The sequence below is a fragment of the Collinsella sp. AF20-14LB genome, from assembly GCF_003459505.1.
Lineage (GTDB): Bacteria > Actinomycetota > Coriobacteriia > Coriobacteriales > Coriobacteriaceae > Collinsella.
The window spans coordinates 96,060-122,923 of sequence record NZ_QRWD01000005.1 but is presented as its reverse complement, the minus strand read 5'-3'; the positions used below and the strand labels follow the sequence as shown (position 1 = coordinate 122,923).

Annotated in this window: 24 protein-coding genes and 1 riboswitch; of the genes, 8 read left to right on the top strand and 16 right to left on the bottom strand. The window is 59.3% G+C overall.

Translation table 11 applies throughout. From position 1 onward, the window contains the following. Positions 1 to 128 precede the first annotated feature (128 nt). Positions 129 to 1,262 carry a glucosaminidase domain-containing protein gene (locus tag DWX63_RS04000; RefSeq protein WP_117655310.1) on the top strand — a complete coding sequence of 378 codons (1,134 nt, stop codon included), beginning with the start codon at positions 129 to 131 and terminating at the stop codon, positions 1,260 to 1,262. Positions 1,263 to 1,404: 142 nt separating this feature from the next. Here the strand turns inward: DWX63_RS04000 and DWX63_RS03995 are convergent, their stop codons facing one another. From DWX63_RS03995 to DWX63_RS03960, 8 genes are all read right to left on the bottom strand, one after another. Then, the gene (locus DWX63_RS03995) at positions 1,405 to 2,670 is read right to left on the bottom strand and encodes an ATP-binding protein (protein WP_117842882.1); all 1,266 of its coding nucleotides are present in this window, start codon (positions 2,668 to 2,670) and stop codon (positions 1,405 to 1,407) included. A gap of 300 nt (positions 2,671 to 2,970) precedes the next feature. Then, the gene (locus DWX63_RS03990; RefSeq protein ID WP_117842896.1) at positions 2,971 to 4,338 is read right to left on the bottom strand and encodes a protein kinase; all 1,368 of its coding nucleotides are present in this window, start codon (positions 4,336 to 4,338) and stop codon (positions 2,971 to 2,973) included. A 99-nt stretch (positions 4,339 to 4,437) separates the two neighbouring features. Continuing rightward, positions 4,438 to 4,860 (bottom strand): XRE family transcriptional regulator, encoded by a 423-nt coding sequence (locus DWX63_RS03985; RefSeq protein WP_117842881.1) that lies wholly within the window; start codon positions 4,858 to 4,860, stop codon positions 4,438 to 4,440. A gap of 39 nt (positions 4,861 to 4,899) precedes the next feature. After that, the gene (locus tag DWX63_RS03980) at positions 4,900 to 5,442 is read right to left on the bottom strand and encodes a DUF4352 domain-containing protein (protein WP_233514459.1); all 543 of its coding nucleotides are present in this window, start codon (positions 5,440 to 5,442) and stop codon (positions 4,900 to 4,902) included. A 164-nt stretch (positions 5,443 to 5,606) separates the two neighbouring features. Further along, the gene (locus tag DWX63_RS03975) at positions 5,607 to 5,876 is read right to left on the bottom strand and encodes a hypothetical protein (protein WP_117842879.1); all 270 of its coding nucleotides are present in this window, start codon (positions 5,874 to 5,876) and stop codon (positions 5,607 to 5,609) included. Between the two features lie 79 nt (positions 5,877 to 5,955). Beyond that, positions 5,956 to 6,297, bottom strand: a complete 342-nt coding sequence (locus DWX63_RS03970) for a HigA family addiction module antitoxin (protein ID WP_050766086.1) — start codon at positions 6,295 to 6,297, stop codon at positions 5,956 to 5,958. After that, positions 6,269 to 6,550 (bottom strand): type II toxin-antitoxin system RelE/ParE family toxin, encoded by a 282-nt coding sequence (locus tag DWX63_RS03965; protein ID WP_006234335.1) that lies wholly within the window; start codon positions 6,548 to 6,550, stop codon positions 6,269 to 6,271. The genes DWX63_RS03970 and DWX63_RS03965 overlap by 29 nt, the downstream gene beginning before the upstream one ends. A 102-nt stretch (positions 6,551 to 6,652) precedes the next feature. Next, positions 6,653 to 7,840: an amidohydrolase gene (locus DWX63_RS03960; RefSeq protein ID WP_117842878.1), complete on the bottom strand. Its 1,188-nt coding sequence runs from the start codon at positions 7,838 to 7,840 to the stop codon at positions 6,653 to 6,655. A 148-nt stretch (positions 7,841 to 7,988) separates the two neighbouring features. Beyond that, positions 7,989 to 8,157, top strand: a riboswitch (Lysine riboswitch). A gap of 65 nt (positions 8,158 to 8,222) precedes the next feature. Between DWX63_RS03960 and dapA the strand changes: the two genes are divergently transcribed. Genes dapA through dapD form a run of 3 tightly spaced genes read left to right on the top strand, consistent with a single transcriptional unit; the run spans position 8,223 to position 12,024 of the window. Then, the gene (gene dapA / locus DWX63_RS11480) at positions 8,223 to 10,532 is read left to right on the top strand and encodes a 4-hydroxy-tetrahydrodipicolinate synthase (protein ID WP_117842877.1); all 2,310 of its coding nucleotides are present in this window, start codon (positions 8,223 to 8,225) and stop codon (positions 10,530 to 10,532) included. Then, a complete protein-coding gene (gene dapB, locus DWX63_RS03950; protein WP_199411083.1) occupies positions 10,525 to 11,265 on the top strand; it encodes a 4-hydroxy-tetrahydrodipicolinate reductase in 741 nt (246 codons plus the stop codon). Before dapA ends, dapB begins: the two co-directional genes overlap by 8 nt. Before the next feature lie 39 nt (positions 11,266 to 11,304). Continuing rightward, complete coding sequence (dapD, locus tag DWX63_RS03945) at positions 11,305 to 12,024, top strand: 2,3,4,5-tetrahydropyridine-2,6-dicarboxylate N-acetyltransferase (RefSeq protein ID WP_117842876.1); 720 nt, start codon at positions 11,305 to 11,307, stop codon at positions 12,022 to 12,024. Between the two features lie 247 nt (positions 12,025 to 12,271). On the opposite strand, the gene DWX63_RS03940 is transcribed toward dapD, so the two are convergent. The 5 genes from DWX63_RS03940 to DWX63_RS03920 form a co-directional block, all read right to left on the bottom strand. Continuing rightward, on the bottom strand, positions 12,272 to 13,276 hold the full coding sequence (locus DWX63_RS03940; protein ID WP_117842875.1) for a nucleoid-associated protein: 1,005 nt from the start codon (positions 13,274 to 13,276) through the stop codon (positions 12,272 to 12,274). 111 nt (positions 13,277 to 13,387) lie between these two features. Continuing rightward, complete coding sequence (locus tag DWX63_RS03935) at positions 13,388 to 14,548, bottom strand: Mbeg1-like protein (RefSeq protein ID WP_117842874.1); 1,161 nt, start codon at positions 14,546 to 14,548, stop codon at positions 13,388 to 13,390. Positions 14,549 to 14,706: 158 nt separating this feature from the next. Further along, positions 14,707 to 15,657 (bottom strand): L-lactate dehydrogenase, encoded by a 951-nt coding sequence (locus DWX63_RS03930; RefSeq protein WP_117735270.1) that lies wholly within the window; start codon positions 15,655 to 15,657, stop codon positions 14,707 to 14,709. 201 nt (positions 15,658 to 15,858) lie between these two features. Next, entirely contained in the window at positions 15,859 to 17,022 is a 1,164-nt protein-coding gene (locus DWX63_RS03925; RefSeq protein WP_117745888.1) for a pyridoxal phosphate-dependent aminotransferase, read from the bottom strand. A 118-nt stretch (positions 17,023 to 17,140) separates the two neighbouring features. Beyond that, positions 17,141 to 19,120 (bottom strand): NAD(+) synthase, encoded by a 1,980-nt coding sequence (locus DWX63_RS03920; protein ID WP_233514458.1) that lies wholly within the window; start codon positions 19,118 to 19,120, stop codon positions 17,141 to 17,143. A 203-nt stretch (positions 19,121 to 19,323) separates the two neighbouring features. Here DWX63_RS03920 and DWX63_RS03915 point away from each other — a divergent pair, with 203 nt between their 5' ends. Together DWX63_RS03915 and DWX63_RS03910 are read left to right on the top strand one after the other, a co-directional pair. Next, positions 19,324 to 20,277, top strand: a complete 954-nt coding sequence (locus DWX63_RS03915) for a hypothetical protein (protein ID WP_117842872.1) — start codon at positions 19,324 to 19,326, stop codon at positions 20,275 to 20,277. A 136-nt stretch (positions 20,278 to 20,413) separates the two neighbouring features. Beyond that, entirely contained in the window at positions 20,414 to 21,709 is a 1,296-nt protein-coding gene (locus tag DWX63_RS03910; RefSeq protein WP_117842871.1) for a hypothetical protein, read from the top strand. Between the two features lie 237 nt (positions 21,710 to 21,946). On the opposite strand, the gene ettA is transcribed toward DWX63_RS03910, so the two are convergent. From ettA to DWX63_RS03895, 3 genes are all read right to left on the bottom strand, one after another. Beyond that, positions 21,947 to 23,626, bottom strand: coding sequence for an energy-dependent translational throttle protein EttA (gene ettA / locus DWX63_RS03905; RefSeq protein ID WP_117842870.1), 1,680 nt, complete (start codon positions 23,624 to 23,626; stop codon positions 21,947 to 21,949). Positions 23,627 to 23,810: 184 nt separating this feature from the next. Then, positions 23,811 to 24,515 carry an SdpI family protein gene (locus tag DWX63_RS03900; RefSeq protein WP_117842869.1) on the bottom strand — a complete coding sequence of 235 codons (705 nt, stop codon included), beginning with the start codon at positions 24,513 to 24,515 and terminating at the stop codon, positions 23,811 to 23,813. Further along, positions 24,508 to 24,786, bottom strand: a complete 279-nt coding sequence (locus DWX63_RS03895; RefSeq protein ID WP_117842868.1) for an autorepressor SdpR family transcription factor — start codon at positions 24,784 to 24,786, stop codon at positions 24,508 to 24,510. The genes DWX63_RS03900 and DWX63_RS03895 overlap by 8 nt, the downstream gene beginning before the upstream one ends. Positions 24,787 to 25,247: 461 nt before the next feature. Here DWX63_RS03895 and DWX63_RS03890 point away from each other — a divergent pair, with 461 nt between their 5' ends. Further along, positions 25,248 to 26,045, top strand: a complete 798-nt coding sequence (locus DWX63_RS03890; protein ID WP_117842867.1) for a ThiF family adenylyltransferase — start codon at positions 25,248 to 25,250, stop codon at positions 26,043 to 26,045. 13 nt (positions 26,046 to 26,058) lie between these two features. Then, positions 26,059 to 26,841: a TatD family hydrolase gene (locus DWX63_RS03885; protein WP_117786630.1), complete on the top strand. Its 783-nt coding sequence runs from the start codon at positions 26,059 to 26,061 to the stop codon at positions 26,839 to 26,841. The last annotated feature ends 23 nt before the right edge of the window (positions 26,842 to 26,864 follow it).

The following is a 26,864-nucleotide window of genomic DNA, read 5'->3' as shown; positions in this document are numbered from 1 at the left end:
CTGCAGGTCAAAGCCAAAGCTTCAAGTTCAACTTGACCCTTTGGAACCTTTAAGGTTCAAGTTGAGGTCGAAAGCAGTAGTAGAATACCGTTCGAACCATAACCTACGATTGATTGCAGAGGGACTGGATGCAGCATTCGAATCATCGCACCGCAGCGCTCATTGCGTCGAAGCCGGCTCGTATCATCACGAGCGCCGCGCTCGCCGTTGCGCTGACGGCCACGCCGATGCTCTCCCCCGTTGCGGCGTATGCCGCCTCGCAGGCAACGCAGGACCAGCTTTCCGCAGCCCAGCAGAAGATCGAAGCCGCCACGAGCGCCTACAACGACGCCCGCACCAAACTCGATGACCTGCAAAAGCAGATTGACTCCAACGAGGCAAGCATCGAGGAAATCGAGGCTAAGCTTCCCGAGCAGCAGGCCAAGGCAAGCTCCGCCATGCGCGATCTGTACAAGTATCAGAAGGGCACCAATCCCATCGTGAGCTTCCTGGTCAATGCGCAGAGCCTGGGTGAGTTCATCACGACCTGCAAATACACCAACCAGATCACGAGCTCGAGCGTCAACGAGATCGAAGAGCTCAATAATATGCAAACCGAACTCGAGCAGAACAAGGCCGAGCTCCAGCAGGCCAAGTCACAGCTTGAGGCAGAGCAGAAAAACGCCGAGGATGCGCTGGCGCAGGCCCAGCAGCTCCGCAGCGAGGCACAGGCAAAAGCCGAGCAGGAAAATGCCGCCGAGCTTGCCAAGCTTGAGGCCGATAAGGCCGCTGCCGCCGAGAAGCTCTCGGGCGAGGGCGTAAGCGGCGGCAATTCCAGCAGCCAGGCCACCAACACCAACACCACCATAGACACCACGGTGAACAACTCCAATACCGGTAGTTCCGATTACGATTCGTTCATTAATGAGTGGACGAGCCGCATCGACAATTATCTTGCCGGCTCCCCCATGGCAGGCCAGGGCTATAACTTTGCCGTCGCCGCCTGGAATACCGGTGTCGACCCCCGTTGGTCCCCCGCCATCGCCTGTATCGAGAGCACCAAGGGTGCTTATTGCGCCAATTCTTACAACGCCTGGGGCTGGAGCGCCCGTGGCGGCGGTTGGCGCAGCTTTGGCAGCTGGAGCGAGGGCATCTCCGCTCACGTTGCCTATCTGGGTGCCAACTACGGCTCCACCCTTACTCCGGCAGCGGCCAAAAAGTACTGCCCGCCCACGTGGCAGGACTGGTATAACAAAGTCGCCGCTCAGATGAACCGCATCTAAGCGCAACTGCAAAGGGGCCCCAAGCGGGACCCCTTTTCTTTGGCCTTGCTAGACCAGAATTGGCATGCAGGCATAAGTGAGTGTTGGAAAAGTCGCTTGAGACTGAAACCCCTTCCGAAGGCAAGGTGATCCCACCACAACGTTATGGCGCGAGTGTGTCAACGGGAGCAACGATGATGCCATCGGGCGTTGTATGAACCGGCATGCCGAACCCAATGATGATGAGTTTTGCCACAGGCGGCCTCTCGCCACGCTCGACCAGCTTTCGCTCCAGCCGAAGCAGATTTGCGGATGCCTCGGGGATTTGAGGGCTTCCAAGCTTCACCTCCACGGCAATCCAAGTTCCATCGCGCCTGTGGATAACTGCGTCAACCTCGAGATCGTCGGCATCGTGGTAATGGGACACCAACGAGTCATTTGCGGCGGCGTAAACCTTGAGGTCATGCAGGACGAGGGATTCGAAAAGCAACCCCAGTGTCTTCGGGTCAGATGCCAACGACTCCGGATTTGCTCCGAGCAGCGCAACGGCAAGCGAAGGATCGGCGAGATGCCTCTTCGCCCCCTGCCGCAGCTTCACCGGAGACCTGAGCGCTGGATGCCAAGCGGGGATATCGTCGACGATATTGATTCGTCTCAGGGCGTCCATGTATCTGGAGACCGAGTTCTTCGAAACGCCGGTACCGATATCTTTGTCAATAGACTTTGAGCCAGCAAGCGTCGACTCATTCCGCGCTAGCGATGCCAAAAGAGACCTGACCTTGACCGGATCGCGCTTAACGCCATCAGTTCTAGAAACATCCGATTCGCATACGCCATCAACATAGGCAGCGGCTATCTGCATGGCATCGTCAGTCGTTTTCCCCATCGCCTGAGGCCAACCGCCACGACACAGCAAATCGGCGATTCCGGCGATGCCGGAGATTGACCCGACAGCCTGCTTGGCAGGGTAACCGGAAAGAAGCGTTCCAATCGAAACCGCGCCAGAAGAAACGCCAAGCTCGAACATCGTCATGGTGTCCATTCGCAACCTAGCTATTCGTCCAACGCCGCTATGCATCGGCTGCATCGAATCCCGAGGCGTTGCCGAACCCGTAAGAATAAACTGACCGGATTCTCCCCTCCTTGCATCGCACTCGAAACGCACGGCATCCCACAGCTTCGGCTCTTCCTGCCATTCATCGATGAGCCTGGGAGATAGCCCTGCTAATGCTTGCGCCGGATCGATCCGTGCCAGCTGGAGAGCGGAAAAATTTCCAGCCGGATCGGAAAGAGACAAGGATGAATTAGCAAAACGACTAGCCGAAGTAGTCTTTCCGCACCACTTTGGACCCTGAATGAGGACCGCACCGAAGATATTGAGATTACGGCTGATTGCCTTATCGATGCATCTATCTACATACCTATCCACACGGCCTCCTTCTTGACTTACCCATATTAGGTATTTTACCAGCTGTGTGGTGACGATTGACGGAAATTTGTGGTGAGGATTGATGGCGAATTATGGTGACAATTGACGGAATTCTGTGGTGACAATTGACGGCGCTTCGAAGCACGGAGCAATTTAACCGTCACAACACCTATGGCGATGGGCACTCGCCCCGCCCACGAGGCAGGAGTGGTACAACAAGGTTGCAACCAGATGAACCGCATTTAAGCGCTACTGCAAAGGGCCCCAATCGGGACCCTTTTCTTATAGCGGTACATTGCATTAAGCGACTATGCCGGTTGCGTTGCCGACGGCAATAATCACGATCATGATGACGCACATAATTCCCAGCGCCTTAAGCCACAGCGTGACAAACTCACGGCCCCGATAACGATCAAGCACGGGAAAGCGGCGCCGAAGCCTGCGGCGGTCGAGCATGCCAAACGAGATGAGCACCACCATGCCATCGACCATAAGAAAATACTCAAGGGCCAAAAACCACGTTGGATAGCTGCGGTTGGCTCCCGTGGGCTGGAATACGGCAAAATGGCTTCCGACCAGTAGCAGCAAGGTTGCCGCATAGATCATGCCGTTCCATATACGCCCAATGGGTTCCGGGATCCGTGAAAGCAGGCTCTTGCGGCGAGGAGTCACCGAAGAGACTTCCTTGGGCCGCCGCCCGGAAGACGGCGCCATTTGCGGAGCAGCCTGCGCCATTGAAGGCGCCGTCGTGCTATTCGAGCCAGGCTCAGGCAGACACAGCCCGTATGCCGCGCGCGCAGCGTGTCCGAGCGCCTCGGCACTTGCAAAGCGCTTGGCCGGATCGAGCGCCATGGCCATGCAAATGACATCAGCCAGCGCCGCGGGGACGTCGCACGCCTCGCATTGCTCGCGCATATTCTGACCCGGCTTAGGGTCAGCCCCCGTCAGACAAAAGAACAGAAGCGCGCCGAGCGCATAGACATCGCTGCGCACGCTCGTCTGCCCAAAACCATATTGCTCGGGTGGCGCATAGGGTCGCGTTCCAAACTTAACCGTGTCGGCATCGGCCCCGTCACGCCACACCCGCGCGATTCCCAGGTCGATAATCACCAGCGACGAGAAGGTCATGCCAGCATCGGCCGCATGCCTCACGCCCGATACGATGATGTTCGAGGGTTTAAGGTCGCGGTGGATTACCGGTACCCCCGACTCCCCCGCAGCTGCAAAACCAGCATGCAGCTCGCCCACCGCTTCACACAAAACGGGATACAGCCCGCGGGCATAATCGGGCGTCGCCCCCAAGCGTCCCACCAACGCCTCGAGTGTCTCGCCTTCGACATACTCCATCACCACGTCGAGCTCGTCGCCCACACGGCGGCAATCGACGATTCGGGGCAAGTGCTCAAAACGACGACCGGCGCGCTGGGCCACAAACAGGCGCTCATATGCTCCGCCAATCTGCACCGAAGCATCGATGCGCTTGCGGACAAAGGGGCCGAGAGACCCGCCACCAGAGCCCTCAAAATAGACGAGTTCGGTCGTCTCGACATCCGAGAGCTTGAGCACGCGCTCCACACGATAGCTGTCATCGCGGTCGAGCGACGCCAAATGCTCGACAAGCGAAGCAGTCAGCTCATCATCGGAATATGTTGGGCTCTGAGTATCCATAGCGTCCATCATAACGCGGGGCGCGGACACCCCATGTTGTCCGCACCCCGTTCGTTTGCATGGTTATTCTGGTGACACAACCGGCTCAGCCATCGGCCACTAACTCACCGTTTCCTCGCCAAAGCGATACAGCTCTTCATTGACCTTTTGGAGGCTACAGCCACGGTCGATGCAAAAGATAATGATTGCATCGCGACGGTCCTTGCAGTTGAGGACGCTCACTCCGGCAGCCGTCAGGGCGCGGTTGGTCTCTTTCATCGACAGCGCCATTGCAAAGGCAATCTGCAGCACCTTATTGCGGCTCGGATTGCGCGAACCGATAAAGATCTGATAGCCAAAGGTCTCGTTGAGGTCGGCCATACGCACCACGCGCGAACGCTCGAGCCCCTTCTCTTGCAGCAACTGCTTTAAGTAATCCGAAAGCGACGGGGCGGCAAAGTCGTGTTCCTTGATATAGCCATCGATACTCGGCGCATCAAGAAGCTCGTTGAGCAACTCGTCCGTCAGCTTTTTATCGGGCACGCGGCCTCACCTCCCATACGGCGCAACGGTAGCGACATGTTAGGCCAGCACCCAGCTTGCAGCGGCAGACTTATCAAACACGTTGGCAAAATAGAGAGCCTTCTTGATGTCACCATCAAAGTAGATATTGCCCGCCACGGAGCCACCGGCGGCAAGGGTACCAGACTGCAGCTCATCGGAACCCTCGCTGTAATAACCCTGGTTCTGCTGCGCACCGTTGGCGTCCTCGCCCTTCCAGTCGTAGATATTGTAGTCCGCGCCCTCATCGCCATTGTTGACGTACGTGACGTGAATGCCCGTCATGGTCGAACCGTCAAAATTGGTAAGCCCGGTCTGCACGGAATCGACAGTAACGGAAAGACCGGCAGCCGTGGTCACGGTCGTGCCGACGGCCAGGTCGGTCGTTGGCTGTTCCTCCTTTTTCGATTCCTCCTTCTTATCTGCGTCGCCGGCGTCCTCGATAACGGTCGCCTTATCGCTGCCACAGCCCGCAAGCAGGCCGGCAGCCCCCAAGGCAACGGTGGCGAACGCTCCAAGCGCAGCGCGACGGCTCAGCAGCACTTCGTTTTCGAGCTTTTTCATCATGCATCCTTCCTACGATCCGGCTACCGCGCCGGCACACAGCACATCGTAGGAAGGATTGAACTTGAATTCATTAGCTGTGAGCTAAAGTTGCGGTAAACGGCCAATGCAGTTATCCGAATGCCGAGCAAACGCACTTTGCGCGACCGTCTGCTGGCAGTGCATCAACCCACCGTGACGGATTCCCCGGTAAAGGCACTGATCATCAACAGGGCAAAGAACACCAGGTAGCTGACACTCAGCGGGTACGCAATGATCAAGAAGGCGACCCATCCAACATTGGTCTTACCATCGGCACGACGTTGCTCGCGAGAACGGCACAGCCAGACCGTCACGCCAATGGCCACAATCAGCAACACGAGTGCCGCTGCTGCCACCCCGGCAAGCGCAAACATCACGCCAATGCTCACAGCAATAAACGGAAGCAACAACAAGCCGCATCCACACCCACCGGGACTATAAACGGCAGATTGTCGGCGTCGCCCCATCGCCACCCCCCATCATCTTTGAGCACTACAGTGCGATGGCCTGCTGAACAGGAACGATCTTATCGAGTTCCGGTTCAATCCGCCTTTTCTCGGCCTCAAGATCAAACGCCACCTGAGCGCGCAGCCAATAACCATCCGTCAGGCCAAAATAACGGCAAAGACGGAGGTCGGTGTCGGCCGTCACGCGACGTTTTCCCAAGACAATCTGCCCGATACGCTGAGCCGGAATCCCGGTCTCTTTCGCAAGGCGATATTGAGAAATGCCCATGGGAACAAGAAACTCCTCTTTGAGAAGCTCACCAGGAGTCACCGGCGACAACAAATCGGCCGAAGTCTCATCACTTGTGATAATCGACGATTTCGACATTCCAAGCCATCTCCTGTCTCCACTCAAAACAGACCCGATAGCGCTCGTTAACACGGATGCTATATTGACCGGCACGATCGCCCTTCAAAGCTTCCAGGCGGTTGCCCGGTGGAACGCGAAGATCATCAAGCGAAGCACAAACCTGCAGTTGGCGAATCTTCCTCAACGCAACACGCTCAAAGGGCACGAACCTCCTGACCCGCACACCCATGGCAAAGCGTTCGGTATCCTCATCTTTATACGATGCAATCATAGTATCGCCTTACGTTAGTAACGTCAAACGTTTCTACAGACTTACATCTCTATTATATCGTACGTTTGTTCGTGTTTTCTAGATCATATAGTCCTTCACGCCTTAGTCAAGCAAAAGCAATCGTTTGTAGACATCGAGGCCTTTGAGTAGGATTTCCTCGTCAAAGAGCATGGTATCGGTATGCAGGGCGCTTGTGGCATAGGCAGGGCAGCCATCCGAATCGCTCGGGTTTTCTTGTCCCTCCGGCACGCCCGTGCCCAGCAGGAAGAACACGCCCGGCAGATGGCGCTGATAGAACGCGAAATCCTCGGCAATCAGCAGCGGCTCGTCCACGAGCTGCAGCTCGGGCAAGGCAGGCGCGACGCTGCCAAATAACTCGGGGTCGTTATCGACCGGCGGATAGCCCTCGGCAAAGTCGAGATCGTACGTGCAGCCCGTTGCAGCGCATGCCTCGTCGAGTACACGGCGCACGCCCTCACGCGCACGGTCGAACATGTCGTCCGTAAACACGCGCAGACTGCCGGCAACATGGGCCTCCCCCGCCACCGCATTGCAGACGGTACCGGCCTGCAGCAGGCCAAACTTGCCGATACAGGGCTCGTCGGTGCCCAGCTCGTCCATGAGCTCACGCTCGGAAACTAAGAACTTGGCCGCTGCCAGCGCAGCATCGTGCGATTTCTCGACTGGAACGCCGTAGGTCTTGGCGATATGGATGCTCGCGCCATGGATATGAATGTGCGTCTCGCTTGAGCGCGCCAGCAGCGGACCGGAACAACTCGCCAACGTGCCGGCGGGCAAATCGGGCCATACGTGGAAGCCAAAGATGCGATCCGCCCCGTAGCGCTCGAATACGCCGCTCTCACACACCGTCTTGGCGCCACCGGTCGTTTCCTCAGCTGGCTGAAACACAAAGAGCACGTTGCACTTGATGGCACCCGGCTGCTCACGAATCGCGCGATCGACATACGTCGCGGCGGCAAGCACCATGGCCATGTGACCGTCGTGACCGCACGCATGCATCTTACCGGGATGCGTCGAGGCAAAGGCCGCGCCCGTTGCCTCCGCGATGGGCAGGGCGTCCATGTCGGCGCGAATCGCCGTGGCATGCGCGGCGCCCGTGCCGGCATCGAAGAAAGCGCAGACGCAGCTGGGGCACGGATGGGTCACCTCGCAGGCGAGCGGAGCGAGCGCGCCCTCGATATAGGCGATGGTTTGAGGAAGATCGAAATCGAGCTCCGGAATGCGATGCAGGTCGCGCCGATAGCGACGAAGTTCTTGGAGCTCGGTCATAAAGGTTCCTTTCATGGGGGGGCATATCCATTCACACAATATTGTGACGCAGGATTGTGGCACCCTTGTTTCTAGCATATCCCTGCATTTTTTAAACGTTATATACGAATACTCTTGTTTGGTAAAGTGCAACGTGGTAGGGTCGTTACCACTTGATAGAGGCGCGGGCACGAAGAGCCGCGGGCGAGTCGGCAGACTTTGACCCTGCGGGGAGGCGAAACCCGCCGAACTGGGCTTTTCGGGCACGAACAGCCTGGTGGGCCTGCGGGAAACACCCGCAGGACTGTCTGCAGCAATGCGGGAGCGCTATCCGGACATTGGGTCCACGTTATGCGGATTCGATGCGCAGATGGCGCCGTCTGGATAGCGAGGTTTACGGGACATGGCATTGACCCCCAACGAGGCATATGCGGCAAAGCAGCCGTTTGTGGACAAGGAGACGCTCGAGCATATCGTCGAGCAGTTCCCCACGCCGTTTCATCTATACGACGAGGCGGGCATCCGCCGTAACATGCAAGAAGTACGCGACGCCTTTGCATGGAACCCGGGATTTAAGGAGTACTTTGCCGTCAAGGCCAATCCCAACCCGGCGCTCATCTCCATTCTCAACGAATACGGCTGCGGCTGCGATTGCTCGAGCTATACCGAGCTCATGATCGCCCGCTCGCTGGGCATCACGGGGCACGACATCATGTTCTCGTCCAACGACACGCCGGCGGCGGACTTTGCCCTTGCGGATAAACTGGGCGCCATCGTCAACTTTGACGACATCAGCCATATCGAGTTCTTTGAGCGCGTTGCGGGGCCCATCCCCAAGACGGTTAGCTGCCGCTTTAATCCGGGCGGCCTGTTCCAGCTCTCCAATGGCATCATGGATAACCCCGGCGACTCCAAATACGGCATGACCACCGAGCAGCTCTTCGAGACCTTCCGCATGCTCAAGGCCAAGGGTGCAGAGAATTTTGGCATCCATGCCTTCCTTGCCAGTAATACCGTCACTAACGACTACTATCCCAAGCTCGCACGCATCCTCTTTGAACTTGCCGTGCGCCTGGAGCGTGAAACGGGCGCACATGTCGCCTTTATCAATCTGTCCGGCGGTGTGGGTATCCCCTACCTGCCCGAGCAGCAGGCTAACGACATCCACGCCATCGGCGAGGGCGTACACGCGGCCTACGACGAGATCCTGGTTCCCGCCGGCATGGGCGATGTGGCGATCTGCACCGAGATGGGTCGTTTTATGATGGGGCCCTACGGCTGCCTGGTGACCAAGGCCATCCATGAGAAGCAGATCTACAAGAACTTTATCGGTGTCGATGCAAGCGCCGTCGATCTGATTCGCCCTGCCATGTATGGCGCCTACCACCACATTACGGTGATGGGTCAGCCGGGTGGCGCCGACAAGACTGCAGCACCGGTCACGAACACGTATGACATCACGGGCAACTTATGCGAGAACAACGATAAGTTCGCTATCGACCGCGAGCTGCCGCAGATCGACATGGGCGACCTGCTTGTGATCCACGATACCGGCGCGCATGGCTACTCCATGGGCTACAACTACAACGGACGCCTGCGCTCCGCCGAGGTGCTGCTGCGCCCCGATGGCTCGGCCGACCTCATCCGCCGTGCCGAGCGCCCGGGCGATTACTTTGCCACGCTCGACGTGCTGCCGAGCGGCCGAGAGCTGCTGGCCAAGTCGCGCGCCGAAAGCGCCCGCCGTCGGGCCCAAGACGAGCGCCTGGCCGTCGCCGCCCAATGGAACAAACGCATCCAGATCGCGGACGCGAAGGAGAAGAACATGGACATCCGCAATCTCGAGGGCTCAATCGTCGCCCTTGTTACACCGTTTAAAAAGGACGGCAGCGTCGACTTTGATGCACTCGAGCGCCTTATCGATTTCCACCTGCAAAACGGCACCGACGCCATCCTCACCCTGGGCACCACCGGCGAGAGCGCCACGATGACCGATGACGAGGACAACTCCGTCGTCGCCGCCGTGGTCAAGCATGTTGCAGGACGCGTCCCCGTCATCGCCGGCTCGGGCTCCAACTCCACGCAGACGATGCTCACCAAGTCGCTCACCTACCAGGGCTTGGGAGCCGACGGCCTGCTGCTCATCACCCCCTACTACAACAAGTCCAATGAAGAGGGTATCTATCAGCACTTTAAGACCGTCGCCGATGCTGTGGACATCCCCTGCATCCTGTACAACATCCCCGGCCGCTGCGGCTGCGGCATCAGCGAGCGCAACGTAGAGCGCTTGGCCGCGCACCCCAACATCATGGGCATTAAGGAAGCCTCGGGCAACGTCGCCTATGCGGCCAAGATCGCCCACCTGCTGTCCGACGACTTCCGCATGTACTCGGGCGAGGATGCGCTCACCGTGCCGCTCATGAGCCTGGGCGCCTCGGGCACCATCAGCGTGTGGGCCGACATTCAGCCGCAGCTTGTGCATGACATGTGCCGCGCCTATTTGGACGGTGACGTGGCGCGCGCCCGCGATATCCAGATTGCCGGCCAGCCGCTCATCAATGCCCTCTTTAGCGAGGTCAACCCCATCCCCGTCAAGGAAGCGCTTGCTCAGATGGGTATGATCGAGGCAAACTACCGCATGCCTCTATGCCCCATGGCAGACGACACGCGCGCTGCACTTACCGATGCTCTGAAGGGAGCTGGTCTGCTTGATTAAGACTGTCATTATGGGAACGGGCCGCATGGGCTCGCTCATCCGCACCACCGCCGAGGGCGTTGTCGACGCCGCCGGTCAGCCCGTTTTTGATATCGTCGCCCAGATCGGTTTTGATCTGTCCGAGCTCGAGAGCGCCCCGGCAGCCGACGTCATCATCGACTTCTCGAACGTCGTGACCTTCGATGCCGTCGTCACCTATGTCGAGCGCACGGGTGCCGCGTTGGTCTCGGGCACCACGGGCTACACACCCGATCAGATGGATCGTCTGCGCGAGCTGGGCCAGAATGCCCGCGTCATGCACTCGGGCAACTACTCTATCGGCATCGCCGCCCTGCGCCACCTGGTTGCCCAGGCCACGCGTGAGCTGCCCGGCTTTGACTGCGAGATTGTCGAGACGCACCACAACCAAAAGGTCGACGCTCCCAGCGGCACCGCCAAGTTGCTACTCGACGCCGTCGTCGAAGCCGAGCCCGAAGCAGGCTACCACCCCGTCTATGGCCGCGAGGGCATGTGCGGCGCGCGCGACCCCAAGGAGATCGGCATGCACTCGCTGCGCGGCGGCACGGTCGCCGGCGTACACGAAGTGAGTTTCTTTGGCCAGGACGAAGAAGTCACGCTCGCGCATCGCGCCACGAGCCGTCAGATCTTTGTCAACGGCGCTCTGGCCGCCGCTCAAAAGCTCGTCACCTGCGAGCCCGGCTTCTACACGTTTGACCAGGTCATGTTTGCCTAACCCGGCATCAACCAAATCCACCCAAAGGAGAGACAGCAAATGAGCAACACAGCCGAGATGGATGCACAGGAGATTATCAACTACATCGCCACCGCGCCCAAGAAGACGCCCGTCAAACTGTACGTACGCGAGAAGCCCGATACGGAGGTCCAGTGGGGCGACGCGCGTGTCTACGGCGATTGCCACGGCAAGACCGTCTTTGGCGATTGGGATGAGCTCAAGGCAATCCTCGACGCTAACGCCGATTCTATCGAGTACTTTGACGTGGAGAACGATTGCCGCAACTCCGCCGTACCCATGCTCGACCTTAAGGGCATCAATGCCCGCATCGAGCCGGGCGCGATCGTCCGCGACCGCGTCGAGATCGGCGACCGCGCCGTCATCATGATGGGCGCCATCATCAACATCGGCTCCGTCATTGGCGAAGGCTCCATGATCGACATGGGCGCCGTGCTGGGCGGCCGTGCCACCGTGGGCAAGAACTGCCACATCGGCGCCGGTACCGTGCTGGCAGGCGTTGTGGAGCCCGCTAGCGCTACGCCCGTTGTCATCGAAGACGATGTCATGATCGGCGCCAACGCCGTGGTCTTGGAAGGCGTACGCGTGGGCAAGGGCGCTGTCGTCGCCGCTGGTGCCGTATGCGTCGAGGATGTTCCCGCCGGCGCCGTCGTGGCCGGTGTTCCCGCCCGCGTCATCAAGATGCGCGACGCCCAGACCGACAGCAAGACCGGCTTGGAAGAGGGTTTACGTCAACTGTAGGGTTACGCGGTTTTACCAAACCGCGTAACTAGCCGACGCTGCAAACGCCCCAGAGCGGCAATCTGACGTTCAGTCGTCGGGCATGACCAAAAGGTCAATGCCCTCCTCTTTCACGTCACCTTGCTCGCTCTGGGGCGTTTTCGCTGACTTATGCTCAACCAGTAGCGAAATTAAGCCCCAAGTAAAAAGGCCGAAGCCCTCATCCGAGGCTTCGGCCTTCGCTTTCTCGCTGCAGGCGTAACGCAACTTATCGATTCTCGATGCTGCCGATGTTTTTGAGCTCGATGGAGATGAGGCCGTTGGGCTCGTTGACGAACTCGATGTACTCGGAGTTCGAACCCATCTCGGCCGGGAAGCTGATCTCGATACCCGTATCGGTACGAATCTTATGATTGCGAACCGCCGCGCGCTCGACCTGCTTGCGCTCCACGGGAACGCGCTCGGGAACCTTCTCCTCGGTCAGTGCCGCGCGCACACTTTCCTTGATGACCGGCTCGTCCTCAAAGACCTCATCGACGATATCCCAGGGCGGAAGCTCCTCGTCATCCTCGACCTTCTCGGCCACAGCGGCCTTAACCTTGGCGAGCGCCACGGCCGTGTTGGCGCCGTGCTCCTCGGCGACTTCCTCGACCACACGCGTCACGGTGTCGATGACCTCCTTGCCAGATACGCCCGTGTCGCACTGCAGCAGGCCATCGGGGATAAGCATACGGTCCTCGCCGGCAATCTTGCGCTTCTTGTCCACGTAGCCGATCTCCATGGTACTCGCGCGCACGATGGCATAGCTCGGCACCTTTTGCGAGGGGTTCGGCAGAATGGCGTAGTGGCGCGCGATGTCGTTGCGCACCTCTCCCTCCTCGCGGCCCACTTCGTGCATAAAAGCCTGCTTGGAGCCCAGCAGCATCACGGCAAACCAGCGGGCATCCTCATCGTCGTCAAAATCGGCCACGAGCACGTCGGTGGACTCGGCTTTCTCGGCTTTGGTGAGCTCGGAGGAGATAAACTCCGCAATCTGCTGCGACAGGTCCACGAACTCGCGCTCGCCAAAGAAATAACCCTTGAGCTCGCCGCCAAACGCAGAGTTCTCGGCAAACGTGGCGCATTTATTGTCAGCCGAGGTACGTGCGCGGCGAAGATGCGTGGTCACGAAGTTGCGCACGGTACGGCTCTCGATATCGAGCTCGCGCTGGCTCATAACGTTGACGGCAGAGTCAAAGTCCAGGATATGCAGAATCGCGTGATTGATTTTCATATACGGCATTCCGTTCTAGATCGATTTCGGCACGAACCAGTATAGCGGTCGAGCCCTCCCCGAGCGCATCGAAGATTGGTGCATCGGGGACAGGTTGCTTTGCACCAATGGTTAGCGCAGGAGCTCGGACTGCCAAGCCTCGAGCTGTTCTGCCAGACTCTTACCGGCAGCGGACATGTCGAACTGGGGTCGTTTGGGCAGCAGTGCGCATTTAAGGATTGCCACGATGGTCTGCGAGACAAAGCGTCGTGTATCCTTGTCGAAACCTTGCGCAGCCTGGAGCATCACGGGCAGGCTCTCGCGCAGATTCCCAGCGATATCCGCAAACCGCTCAGCACCCGTAGCCTCAAACACGGAGAACAACGCATCTACAAAACGCTCGCGCTCGCTAGGCCCCACTGCAAGCAGCATCTCGCGAATGGAGCCATCAACGTATCGAGCACCGGCGGACAGGCGCTCACAGTACACGAAGTCGCGGCCATCAACCACCCAGTTAAAGGGATTGTGCTGCAGCAGGCTGAACTCGGTGCTCTCAACGATGGCATAGTCCTCCTGTGTCTCGAACATCATGCCAAAGATCGACGACCGAGGTAGCGTCTTGTCGATTCGACCGGAAAGATCGGCAAAGGAGTTGCCGTTCAGAAACTCCTCGACGAAGCCCGGACCATCATGGGAATACACCCGTTCGATTCGCTCACGGGCGACGTCGGAGCACATCGCCGCACCGTACACCGCAAGGTTTCCACCCTTGGAATGACCTCCGCACAAAAGCGGCCCGTCAATCGCATCCGCCGCCTCGTCCACATAACGCGCCGCGGATTCCTGGGCCGGCACAGGACACCGGAACGCCATGTTAAAGTCCTCTTTCCAGCCCACAATCGTACTGTCGGTCCCCCGAAAGGAAAGATAACTAAACCCCGCCGGAAACCGGAACGCCATGGCTGCAAACTGCTCTGTCGCCACCACATCGCTCACGGCACGATAGCCGCAAACGCGTACGCCACGGTAGCGAGGGCTTGCCGCCACGGCCTCCAACAAGGCCCTGCTCCCCTCTGGATCCCACAGGTCGCCAATCATGTCCCGGTAGCACTCGGCACGAAGCAGCTCGCGTACGTCTAGGCCCTGCCAGTTCGTCAGCTCCGCCATATCACCCGGCAAACGCAAATAGGACAACCACGCAAAGACCAGGCTATCCACCGCGCAGAACGGCCGTTCCTCAAACGGGTCAAACACCGTCTGGGCATAGGTCAAAAAATTAGGCGAATCCGACATGGCGCTCCCATCAACAACAGTGCAAGGGGACAGGTCGGTTTTGCACCGATTGCGCCTCATTTGATGCAAACATACCTGTCCCCGATGCATCAAAAAGGCGCCCGGGTCACATGGACCCAGACGCCTTCATTGTAGCTTTTCGCTCTAGCGAGCTTGATTTAGCAGGAGAAGTCGACGCTGTCGATGATGTCCTTGAGGGCCTTGGCGGAGACGGTGAGCTCATGTTGCTCGTCATCGTTCAGCGGCACGGGGACGCGGCAGACAACGCCGTCGCGGCCAACGACGGTCGGCATGGAGATGGCAAGATCGGACAGGCCGTACTCGCCCACCATGAGCGAGGAGACGGGCAGAACGGTCTGCTCATCGCGCATGACGGCGGTGCAGATGCGCTTAACGGCCATGGCGACACCGTAGTAGGTGGCGTGCTTCTTCTCGATGATGGTGTAGGCGGAGTTCTTGACGTCCTCGGCGATGCGCTTCTCGGCAGCCTCATGCTCCAGATGGCCGTGAAGCTCGCAGAAGGTGTTCAGTGGAACGCCGGCAACCTGAGCGCTGGACCAAGCGACGAACTCGGAGTCGCCGTGCTCACCCATGACATAGGCCTGAACGTCGCGCGGATCGACCTCGACGTGGGCGCCGAGCATCTGCTGCAGACGACCGGTGTCGAGCACGGTACCGGAGCCGATGACATGGCCCTCGGGCAGGCCGGACATCTTGATGGCGGCATAGGTCAGAACATCGACCGGGTTGGAGACGATGAGCAGAATGCCGTCGAAGCCAGACTTCTTAATCTCGGGAATAATGGACTTGAAGATGTTGACGTTCTTGTTGACCAAGTCCAGGCGGGTCTCGCCGGGCTTCTGGGCAGCGCCAGCGGTGACGACGATCATAGCGGCGTCGGCGACATCGGAATAATCGCCGGCATAGATCTTCATCGGCTCGGCAAATGTCATGCCGTGCGCGATATCCAGGGCCTCACCCTCGGCGCGGTTCTTGTCCACGTCGATGAGGACCATCTCGGAGAACAGACCGCTCTGCATCAGCGCGAACGCCGAAGACGAACCGACGAAACCACAGCCGACAATAGCGACCTTCTTCTCGTTAACCATTACTTTCTCCCATCTCTCTCCACAAACAAGCCGCCCGGGAACGACCCAAGCGGCTTGCCGTAATCCCAATATAGCCAATCGGGACTTTGATTATGCTCCTATTCGCAGCCAAAAATCGACCGTTTACCGAAATTGTTTGCAGAATTCGTAAGATAACTGCCCGAAATCGGTTTCGAACTATTGACGCGTCTAAATGTCTTTTTAATACAGACCCGCCTCGCGAATAGCCTCGACGGCCAGAGCGATCTGATCGGGCGGCAGGACCAGCGCCATGCGCACGTGTCCCTCGCCCGAAGGACCAAAGCTCGCGCCCGGCGTCACCACAACGCCGGCCTTCTCCATAAGCTCCTCGCAAAACGCCATGGAATCGGTGCGACCACCGGGAAGCTTGGCCCACACGAACATAGAGCCATGCGCGTTGGGACGCTCCCAGCCCAGACCCTCAAGACCGTCGCACAGGGCATCACGGCGCTCCTGGTACTTCAGACGCTGAGCCTCGACCTCATCGCGCGGACCGTTCAGACAGGCGATAGCAGCCTTCTGGATCGGGAAGAACATGCCAAAGTCGATCTGGCTGCGCAGCTTGGCAAAGGCAGAGACCACGTCCTCACGGCCGACCAAAAAGCCGATGCGCGCACCGGTGACGTTAAACGACTTGGAGAGCGAGAAGAACTCCACGCCCACCTCGAGCGCGCCGGGATACTGCAAGAAGCTGCCACCCGGCTCACCGTCGAACACGATGTCGGAGTATGCGTTGTCATGAACAATCAACAGATCGTGCTCGCGGGCAAAGGCGATAATCTCCTCGTAGACCTCGGGCGTGCCCACCGAGCCCACCGGGTTGGCGGGCAGCGACACGATCATGTACTTGGCACGATCGGCCACCTCGGGATCGATACCCGCCACATAGGGCAGGTAATTATGCTCGGCGACCAACGGATAGTACTCGAGCTTGGCATCGGCGATCTTGGCACCCGCCTCAAAGACCGGATAACACGGATCGGGAACCAGAATGGTGTCACCCGGATCGAGCAGGGCCAAGCCCAAATGGCCCACGCCCTCCTGCGTGCCGTTGCACGACTGCACCATGGACGGCGTAATGCCCGAAACGCCAAAGCGACGCTCGTAGTAATCGCATACGGCTTGCTTGAGCTCGGGCAGGTCGCGCAGGGCATACTTCCACATCTCGGGATCTTGGGCTGCTTGCGTAAGTGCCTCGACCACGTGGTCGTACGGCTTAAAGTCGGGCGTTCCCACGCTCATGTTGTAAATGGTCTTACCCTGAGCCTTCAGCGCGAGCAGCTTGTTGTTGAGCGAGGCGAAGACCTCCGCGCCAAAGCGGTCGAGACGCTGCGATGCCTGCATGGTGCCACCTTTCGATATAAAAAACGCGGCGCTCCGACAAGAGCGCCGCGCGATACGGGCCATCAGATTGCAAAAGTGTAACGCTTGCAAACCCCGTATTGGTTCAATTTAGCCAACCTTAGTCAATTGGATTGAGCGCGTCGATCTGCGCAAGCCACAGATGCGAGCTGGCGTCACTCGGCATACGCCAATCGCCGCGCGGGCTGAGCGTCACCGAGCCCACCTTGGGACCATCGGGCAGGCAGCTGCGCTTAAACTGCTGGGCAAAGAAGCGACGATAGAACGTACGCAGCCACGTGTGGACGGTCTTGGCGTCGTAGGCGCCCTCGAAGCTCTTGAGCGCCATGCGGTAGATCTTGCCGGGCTCAAAGCCAAAACGCAGCAAGTAGTAGAGGAAGTAGTCGTGCAACTCGTACGGGCCCACCAAATCCTCAGTCTTCTGCGCAATCTCGCCGTCGCCCGTGGGCGGCAGAAGCTCGGGGGACACCGGCGTGTCGAGGATATCGAGCAAAACCTCGGCAATACGCCCGCCAAAGACATCAGCCGCATAACGCACCAAGTGACGCACGAGTGTCTTGGGCACGCTCGCGTTGACGGCGTACATGCTCATGTGGTCGCCGTTATAGGTAGCCCAGCCGAGTGCCAACTCCGACAGGTCGCCCGTGCCGATGACAAAACCGCCAGCCTGGTTGGCCAGATCCATCAGAATCTGCGTACGCTCGCGGGCCTGGCTGTTCTCGTAGGTCACGTCCTGCACGGTCGGATCGTGCTCAATGTCCTTGAAGTGCTGCTCCACAGCCGCGTGGATCGAAACCTCGCGGAAGCTCACGCCCAGGTCGCGAGCGAGCGACTCGGCATTCGACTTAGTGCGATGCGTCGTGCCAAAGCCAGGCATGGAAACCGCCGTGATACCCGTGCGCGGCAGCCCCAGCGCATCGAAGGCACGCACGGTCACAAGCAGCGCCAGCGTGGAGTCCAGACCGCCTGAAAGACCGATGACAGCCGCCTTGGTACCCGTATGGGCAAGACGGGTCTTGAGGCCCGCGGTCTGCAGGTCGAGGATGGTCTCGCAACGCTCGGCCAGGTCACCATGGTCGGCCGGAACAAAGGGTGCGCGGGGGAAGACACGGTCGATGCCGAGTGCATCGCGCAGGACAGGCTCTTCGGCCAACACGCCCTCAAACGAAAACTCAACGGTCGTGGCCTCCGGCGCATCGTCCGCGCGCGTCCACGTCGTCGAGCGACGGCGCTCGGCAACCAGACGGTCAAGGTCAACGTCGACGATGGCCATATCGCAGGTAAGCAGTTTGGTCGCGGCGAGCTTCGAGCCGTTTTCGTAGACGAGGTTCTCGCCCGCAAAGACCATGTCGGTCGTGGACTCGCCCTCACTCGCATCCGCGTAGGCATAGGCACAGTACAGGCGCGCGCTTTGGTTAGAGATAAGGCTGCGGCGGTAATCTGCCTTACCGATGATTTCGTCAGAAGCCGACGGGTTGAGAATCACCGTCGCACCGGCAAGCGCCATCTCGGTCGAAGGGGGCGCCGGCACCCACAGGTCCTCACAGACCTCAACGCCCAGCACCAGGTCCTCGGCGCCCTCATCACAGCAGCGGTAGACAAGCCCCGAGCCAAGCGGCACCGGACCCTGACCGGCAAATTCAACCCACACGGGATCGGCAGGCGCCGGGGCAAACCAGCGGCGCTCGTAGAACTCGCCATAGTTGGGCAGATACTTCTTGACCGTGAGGCCCAAAAGCTCGCCCGCGCAGCACACGGCGGCGCAGTTGTAGATATTCTCGGCAACTGCAACGGGAAGACCGATGGTAAAGACAATCGGCAGCTCGCGAGTTTCATCGAGAATATGTGCCAGTGCGGTCTCGCAGGCATGCAGTAATGTGCGGTTATGGAACAGATCAGCCGCGGTATAGCCGCACAGATTAAGCTCGGGCAACACCAACGCGCGAACGCCGCGCTCGGCAGCCTCCCGAACAGCCCCCAGCGCAACCTCGGCATTGCCCTCGACATCGGCCACGCGAATCCGCGGCGACGCCGCCGCGACCCGCAGAAAGCCGTCAGACTGAGAAAGGTGAAGATTCATAAGAATGCTCCCGTGCGTAGACGCCATTCACAACAATTAGCAAGCCCTATTGTAGTTCAACCGCCGGGTGTAACCGCATCCCACCAACTTGGTGAGCTATTGATGAGTTGATGGTATCTGTTAAATGTCACGTACGATTCACATCTGGTGGGTACCCTGATGGCTACACGAAACGAAGTAGATTTACACCGGGAGGACCCCGTATGACAACCAAGTACACCGACGCGCCGCGCACGCGCGTCATGACGCCGGCATCGCTCAACAACGGCGTGCACGAGAACCATTCCATCGGACAGACCATGGCCATCGCGCCCAAAAAGGGCCTGTTCGACGACATTTCCATTCCCCAGATCGTCGCCGGCGCCGCTGCTGCCGCAACGAGCGTCGCGCTTGCTTCAAAGATCGGCATTGCCGGCTCGGTGATTGGTGCCGCTGTGAGCTCAGTCATCACTGTTGTGTCCTCGCAGGTCTATCGCCACTTTATCTCCGCCAGCGCCGAAGCAATCAAGGGCACGCATGCCGCTGTCGACTACCCTACCGGCGCCTACGAGCCCGTTGAGCCCAATGTCGAGGAGCACCTAGGTGGCGCCGCAACCACGCAGGAGATGCGCCAGGTTGCGGGACGCGCGACCACGGCGCGCGTCGCTCCCAACAGCCTGCGCGCCAAGGCGGCGGCTGAGCGCAGCCAGACGCAAAAGAAGGTCATCGTCTTCTCGATCGCTATCGCCATCGTCGCGGTCATCGCCTGCGCCGGCGCCATCCTTATCACCACTGCCGGTGAGGGTCTGGGCGAGCGTCCCGAGCCAATCCTGTCGTCGCGCACGACCGAGAGCGATGCAAATGGCAACACCCAGTCGCAGGATCAGCAGGCACAGACGGACGATACGCAAGACAGTTCTACCTCTGCCAATTCGTCCTCGAACACCCAAAACCAATCGCAGGGCGTCGATTCCTCTGCGAACAACAGCGGCACGCAATCCGGCACGACTGACTCAAGCCAAACGACTGACGGCTCTCAACCGAGCACGGGCGACCAGGCGAATGGCAATACACCGAGTACGGGATCTACCGACAACAGCAACACCAACAGCTCGAGCGGAACCGCGTCCGGCACGGCATCTGACAGTTCAAGCCAAGGCACGACATCGGGCAACTAGGCACTGCATCCCCAGATAGGCAACCTGTACAACGGGCGCGGACCGACAGCGGTTCGCGCCCGTTTGCCTTGGGCGCCGCCATGGCGAGTGCCATGCGATGGTAAGATGCTTTACATGTGTAAAGAGGAGATTTGCCATGAGCAAGACAATAGTTAGGCCCACGCTATCGCTGGGCAACCACATCTATCTGTATCGCCTGCTGCGCGATGCGATTGGGTGTGGCAAGCAAACGTTTATGACACAGGTCGAGGAGGCGCTCACCGCTGGCGACATGACCGCTTATGACCTGGGCTTCGAATCCACGCGCGAGCTGCTCGAAGAGCTTGACGACTGCATTAAGCTGACCGTCTTTAAGGGCGGTCGCCTGTATGCCACCGTCATCGCCAACGAGGCCTGGGATGCCGCACTTGCCAAGGGCGAGGACAAGCCCAAGGCTGCCAAGGGTGCCAAGCAGTCCTACAAAAAGAAAAAGCGCGGCGAGAAAGACCTCAAGGCTGTACGCCCCAAGCACGTTAAGCGTCCCGAGCCCGTGGCCGAAGTCGCTCCGGAGCCCGAGCCCGAGACAGAGATCGAAGTCGCTATTGAGGTAGCAGCAGAAGCCGAAACCGAAATCGCCGCCATGACCGATCCCGAAGTCATGTCAGAGCAGGAAGCCGCTGTGGAGCTCAACGAGGCCCCCAAGTCGACAACCGAAGAAGCCGCTAACCAACCCGAGACGTCTGCGTTCCAAAACAGCGATGTCTTTGGCAACGAGGCCGAAGACGATCAGTCCGACGAGCCCGCCGATCAAGGCGCTACCGAGTCGGCGCCGGAGCCCGAGACGCCGCAGCCCGCCATCTCGCTCACGGTTGTCTATGACCCCGAGAACGCCAACGCCGGCATCACCACCATGGCATCCACGCCGGTCGAAGCAAAGCTGCCTGTCGAGGCAGAGGACGCCCCGCAAGCCGATGCCAAAACCGAGACTGAAGACACATCCGTCTCCGTGGAACCGACAGATTCCGCAGTTAAGCCGGAACCGGCGCCTGAGTCTGCACCCGTCATCGAGTCCGCATCCGAACCTGTCTATGACCAGATTCCCGCACCGGCTCCGGTCCCCGCTGCAGCACCGGCCCCCGCACCCGCAGCGCCCGCCATCCCCGAGGACTTCCCCGTCGATTTCACAACCGAGGTCTTCTGCCCCGGCCCGCTTTTGCACCAGCTGTCGACCTATCTCCCCTACGGCGCCGACACGCTCGGCATCGTCGGCGAGTACTACTGGATCGCCCGCGAGCGCGGTACCATCGAGGCCGCGCGAAACCGCGCAAGCTTCCCCCTGCACTACACGCAGGCCGGCGAGCGCCGCGAGGTTGCCGTGCGCATCCGCCGCAACACCGCCGGCGGTCTCGGAGCCGCCTGGACCATCGATAAAGTCGAAGAACCCGAGCAGTAACGACAAACGGCTCAAATCCAAATCAGGATTTGAGCCGTTTTTGCTCATTCGTTTAAATTGCTCATTTGTCGATGCATCGTAACCAACAGCGAGCGAGCCGCAAGTGCCCCAGGTTGCCGTGAAAGAGGAGCGACGCGTACTTTGGTACGCGAGCGACGGTTTGAACGACAAGATGGGGTGCTTGCGGCTCGCGCAGCATCATCTCGTTACGCGGTTTGGTAAAACCGCGTAACAAACCTAGTCACGCGTCAGCTTGCGGTGAATACGATGCGGCTGGGCTGCGTCCTCGCCCAGGCGCTCGATGCGGTTGGCCTGATAGGCCTCGAAGTTGCCCTCGAACCAATACCAGTTGCCCGGATTCTCGTCGGTGCCCTCCCACGCCAGAATGTGCGTGGCGACGCGGTCCAGGAACATACGGTCGTGGCTAATAACCACCGAGCAGCCCGGGAACTCGAGCAGCGCCGCCTCGAGTGAGGACAGCGTCTCGACGTCGAGATCGTTCGTGGGCTCGTCGAGGAGCAGCAGGTTGCCGCCCTGCTTGAGCGTGAGCGCCAGGTTCAGACGGTTGCGCTCGCCACCGGAGAGTACGCCAGCGCGCTTCTGCTGGTCCTGGCCCTTAAAGCCAAAGCTCGCCACATAAGCACGGCTCGGAACCTCGGTCTCGCCGACCATCATGTGGTCCAGGCCGTCCGAGACGACCTCCCACAGGTTCTTATCGGGGTCGATGCCAGAACGGTTCTGATCGACATAGGAGATCTTGACGGTCTCGCCCACCTCGAGCTCGCCCGAAGTCAGCGGCTCCAGGCCCACGATGGTCTTGAACAGCGTGGTCTTACCGACACCGTTGGGGCCGATGACGCCCACGATGCCGTTGCGCGGCAGGGTGAACGAAAGGTCGTCGATGAGCACGCGACCGTCGAATTCCTTGTGCAGGTGATGGGCCTCGAGCACCTTGTTACCCAAACGCGGTCCAACGGGAATGCGGATATCGGTCCAGTCGAGCTTCTGGCTTGCGCGGGCCTCGGCCTCCATCTCCTCGTAGCGAGCCAGACGAGCCTTGTTCTTGGCCTGGCGAGCCTTGGGCGAGCTGCGTACCCACTCGAGCTCGGCCTCCATGCGCTTGGCGAGCTTGGCGTCGCGGTTGCCCTGCGCCTCGATACGGGCGGCCTTGGTCTCCAGATACGTGGAGTAGTTGCCCTTGTAGGGATAAAGGTGACCGCGGTCGACCTCGCAGATCCACTCGGCAACGTTATCCAGGAAGTAGCGATCGTGCGTGACGGCAAGCACCGCGCCCTGGTAGTTGTGCAGGAAGTGCTCGAGCCACAGGATCGACTCGGCGTCCAGGTGGTTGGTGGGCTCGTCGAGCAGCAGCAGGTCGGGAGCCTCGAGCAGCAGCTTGCACAGGGCCACGCGACGGCGCTCGCCACCGGAAAGCACATTGACCGGCATGTCGGAATCGGGTAGCTGCAGGGCGTCCATGGCCTGGCCGAGCTTGGAATCGATATCCCAGCCATCGGCGGCGTCGATCTCGTCCTGGAGCTTGCCCATCTCGGCCATGAGGGCGTCCATGTCGCAATCCGGGTCGCACATCTCCTCGCCAATCTTGTTGAAGCGATCGACTTTGGCGATCATGTCGCCAAATGCCATGCGCACGTTCTCGATGACGGTCTTGTTGTCGTCGAGCGGCGGCTCCTGCTGCAGGATACCCACGGTGTAGCCGGGGGTAAGTCTGGCATCGCCGTTGGAGACTTCCTCGATGCCGGCCATAATCTTGAGCAGGGTCGACTTGCCCATACCGTTGGGGCCCACGACGCCGATCTTGGCACCGGGGTAGAAGCTCAGGGTCACGTCGTCAAGGATTACCTTGTCGCCATGGGCCTTGCGAGCCTGATACATCTGGTAGATAAACTCCGCCATTTGCCTGTTTTATCCTTTCTACCTTCTGTTTCCCTATTCTTGATTCGCTTTAGTGGAAACGAAATGAGGAAACCAGCTCTGAAACTAAACGAAAAAGGGGCATGGTTGCCCACACCCCCTAATACTACCTGGGAAAAATCCCCCGGAACATACTATGAACTGCGTACGCTAGTTTTCCGCAACCTTAACGAGCGGCTCGCTGCGATTTGCGCCACAGCAGATACGAATAGACGTAGGCAGCTCCAGCTGAACCAAACGCCAGAACCGCAATCACCGCGGCGACGACTTCACTCGAAAGCACGCTACCCGCCACGCCCATCACAATCAGGCCAACGCCCAGCACCATAAAGCAGGCACCGCCAAAACGCTGCGTACGGCGCCAGTTCTCGGGATCGGCAAGCGCCCAGGGCGTCTTGATACCGAGCGTGTAGTTCTGCTTTACGCGCGGTAAGTAGTTGCCCATACCAATAAAGAGCAAGCCGATAGCGCCTGATACCAGCAAATTGACCGTTCCTACCACCGGCACGATGCCCCACACCGTTAGCTCCCCCAGCCAGCTTATGGCACACATGAGCAGCGTGAAGGCGATTACGAAGCCCTGATAGAACTTACCCGAGGTCCGATACGCCTCGCCCTTGGGGTCAATGCGTGGCACGACGTAGAACATCGCGAGAAGTGCCAGAGGCAACACGCCGAGCGCGGAGGCCATCCAGCTAGGGCCCCAACCGTCGACGGCGCCATTCGCGCCCCAGTGCGTGGGAATCTGCGCCGGCGGGCTCGGCATCACTATCAGATGCGCTGCGACATTGGCAACGCACAGAGCGACCAGTGCAATCCACACGCGCGACGATACCCCCGTGGCGTGAATGCCCTTGTTTTCGTTATTCATCCTCATCACCTTCAGTGTCTGTAAGGCCCATAAACCAGCCAATCAAGTCCTGCATGACGGTGGTGTTTAAGCTGTAAACGATGTTTTGGCCATGGCGCTCGTCGGTCACCAACCCGGCGTTTTTGAGCGTCGCCAAATGATGGCTGAGCGACGGCTTGCTAATGTCAAAATGCTCGGCAAGCTCCCCGGCCGTGCAATTGCCCTCGCGCAGCAGTTCTAAAATGCGCCGCCGCGTTGGATCCGCCAGCGCCTTAAAACCTTCTCCCGGCATAGAACCTCCTCTCGCTATCTCTCGCGACGTGCACACTATACTCGATATTTAGATGTTTGTCTAATTATCTAATAGCAATGTTATGTATAGAACATTCGTTCGTTTTTAGATACAATGGGTCCAGAAGCAGATGGGCCAGCTCCCTCTTCCCAAGAAGGAGATGGACTATGAGTATTAACGATGTCCTGACGTTGTTGTTGCTTGTAATCGCGGCTGTGGAGCTCGGCATCCACATTGGAGGTCGAATGAAATAGCCGCCCCCGCGTAATGCGAAGACGGCCACTTCTCACGCTACAAACGTGTTTGGGAGTTGGCCAACCCGCTGCAACGGGTGCCATCTGCTTCATCTTATGCGAATCACTGCCTCATTTCAACAAGCCCCTAGGGCTCAAATGGAATCGCGATAATACCTATAATGGCGATAGCTAAAACACGATTCGCTTCCCCATCGGAGGATGTCTATGACCGAAACCACAGCCGCAACTCCCAACGAGACGCGCGATGCCAAGCTCGAGATCATCATGGGCCGCGAGGCACTCGACAAGCTCGCCGATGCCACGGTGCTGGTGCTCGGCTGCGGCGGCGTGGGCTCCAACTGCTGCGAGGCACTCGCCCGCGGCGGCATCGGCCATTTCGTGATCCTGGACAAGGACATCATCGCGCCCAGCAACATCAATCGCCAGGCCATCGCCTTTCACAGCACCGTCGGCAAGCGCAAGGTTGACGTGATGGAAGCCATGATCCACGACATCAATCCCGCCGCCACCGTCATCAAGCGAACTGAATACTTGCTGAGCGACAACATCGATGATTTCTTCGCGAGCGTTTTGGAGCAGACGGACGGCAAGCTCGACTACGTCGTCGACGCCATCGACACCATTTCGGCCAAGCTCACCATTACCAAATATGCTCAGGACCACGGCATTCGTTTGGTTAGTTCCATGGGCGGGGCCAACAAGCTCCATCCCGAGTGCCTCCGCTTTGCCGACATCTTCGATACGGTACGTGACCCCATGAGCCGCATTATGCGCAAAGAATGCAAAAAGCGTGGCATCAAGAGCCTGCACGTACTGTTTAGCTGCGAGGAGTCGGTTAAGACTCAACCCCGCGACCCTTCCAACATCCACGAGCGTACCGAGCTGGGAACCGCGAGCTTCATGCCGCCCATCATGGGCCAGATGATTGCCGGCGAGGTTATCCGCCAGATCAGCGGGCGCGGCACCGAGCGCGTGCGCGCCGACGGCCAGCGCTTGGACTAGCAGGGATGCCGCGATGGCGCCGCAGCTGTTTGATGCACACTGTCATCTTGATTTGATGGCCTACCCGGATACCGTTGCCGATGAGACGACGGCACTGGGCCTGGGTCTATTTGACTGCGGCGTCGACCCACGCGACTTCGCGGCAGCAAAAACACGCGCCAGTCACTACCCGTACATCATCGCGGGCGTAGGGCTCCATCCCTGGTGGCTCGCCGACGGTCGATGCAGCGCTACCGAAATAGACCTGCTTTGCGAAGTCGCTGCACAAGAGCGTTTTATCGGCGAGATCGGGCTCGACTTTTCCGCACGCTTTGCTGGAAGCGAGCCGTTACAAATACAGGCACTTGACCGGCTCTGCGATGCACTTGTGCAGCATCCTCTTGCCGGGCGCGTGATATCAATTCACGCCGTTCGTTCGGCAGGAACCGTACTGGACGTCCTCGAATCGCATGGACTACTCATCCCAAACTCCGACTCCCCCGTTATCATCTTCCACTGGTTTAGCGGCACCTCGGACGAACTCGTCCGCGCGCGCGATGCAGGCTGCTATTTTTCCGTCAGCGAGCGCATGCTCGTCACCAAACGTGGGCGCGAATACGCCCGACAGATTCCACTCGACCGTCTACTACTCGAGACTGATGCGCCGGCCGAGCCAAACACGGAAACAAGCGCGCAGTCGCTCATCAAATCGCTCACAAGAGCCTCGATGCGCATCGCCTCACTCAAAAACTGTGACATAAAGCGCATCGAGTCAACAGTTTTAGCAAATGCGCACTCTGTTTTTGACCTTCGCTAACCCCTGTGGGCAAAAATGCCAAG

Coding starts and splice junctions, on each gene's coding strand:
- DWX63_RS04000 (WP_117655310.1), top strand. CDS start 129: ATGCAGCATTCGAATCATCGCACCGCAGCGCTCATTGCGTCGAAGCCG.
- DWX63_RS03990 (WP_117842896.1), bottom strand. CDS start 4,338: ATGGATACTCAGAGCCCAACATATTCCGATGATGAGCTGACTGCTTCG.
- DWX63_RS03980 (WP_233514459.1), bottom strand. CDS start 5,442: ATGAAAAAGCTCGAAAACGAAGTGCTGCTGAGCCGTCGCGCTGCGCTT.
- DWX63_RS03970 (WP_050766086.1), bottom strand. CDS start 6,297: ATGTCGAAATCGTCGATTATCACAAGTGATGAGACTTCGGCCGATTTG.
- DWX63_RS03965 (WP_006234335.1), bottom strand. CDS start 6,550: ATGATTGCATCGTATAAAGATGAGGATACCGAACGCTTTGCCATGGGT.
- DWX63_RS03960 (WP_117842878.1), bottom strand. CDS start 7,840: ATGACCGAGCTCCAAGAACTTCGTCGCTATCGGCGCGACCTGCATCGC.
- dapA (WP_117842877.1), top strand. CDS start 8,223: ATGGCATTGACCCCCAACGAGGCATATGCGGCAAAGCAGCCGTTTGTG.
- dapD (WP_117842876.1), top strand. CDS start 11,305: ATGAGCAACACAGCCGAGATGGATGCACAGGAGATTATCAACTACATC.
- DWX63_RS03940 (WP_117842875.1), bottom strand. CDS start 13,276: ATGAAAATCAATCACGCGATTCTGCATATCCTGGACTTTGACTCTGCC.
- DWX63_RS03935 (WP_117842874.1), bottom strand. CDS start 14,548: ATGTCGGATTCGCCTAATTTTTTGACCTATGCCCAGACGGTGTTTGAC.
- DWX63_RS03930 (WP_117735270.1), bottom strand. CDS start 15,657: ATGGTTAACGAGAAGAAGGTCGCTATTGTCGGCTGTGGTTTCGTCGGT.
- DWX63_RS03925 (WP_117745888.1), bottom strand. CDS start 17,022: ATGCAGGCATCGCAGCGTCTCGACCGCTTTGGCGCGGAGGTCTTCGCC.
- DWX63_RS03920 (WP_233514458.1), bottom strand. CDS start 19,120: ATGAATCTTCACCTTTCTCAGTCTGACGGCTTTCTGCGGGTCGCGGCG.
- DWX63_RS03915 (WP_117842872.1), top strand. CDS start 19,324: ATGACAACCAAGTACACCGACGCGCCGCGCACGCGCGTCATGACGCCG.
- DWX63_RS03910 (WP_117842871.1), top strand. CDS start 20,414: ATGAGCAAGACAATAGTTAGGCCCACGCTATCGCTGGGCAACCACATC.
- ettA (WP_117842870.1), bottom strand. CDS start 23,626: ATGGCGGAGTTTATCTACCAGATGTATCAGGCTCGCAAGGCCCATGGC.
- DWX63_RS03900 (WP_117842869.1), bottom strand. CDS start 24,515: ATGAATAACGAAAACAAGGGCATTCACGCCACGGGGGTATCGTCGCGC.
- DWX63_RS03895 (WP_117842868.1), bottom strand. CDS start 24,786: ATGCCGGGAGAAGGTTTTAAGGCGCTGGCGGATCCAACGCGGCGGCGC.
- DWX63_RS03890 (WP_117842867.1), top strand. CDS start 25,248: ATGACCGAAACCACAGCCGCAACTCCCAACGAGACGCGCGATGCCAAG.
- DWX63_RS03885 (WP_117786630.1), top strand. CDS start 26,059: ATGGCGCCGCAGCTGTTTGATGCACACTGTCATCTTGATTTGATGGCC.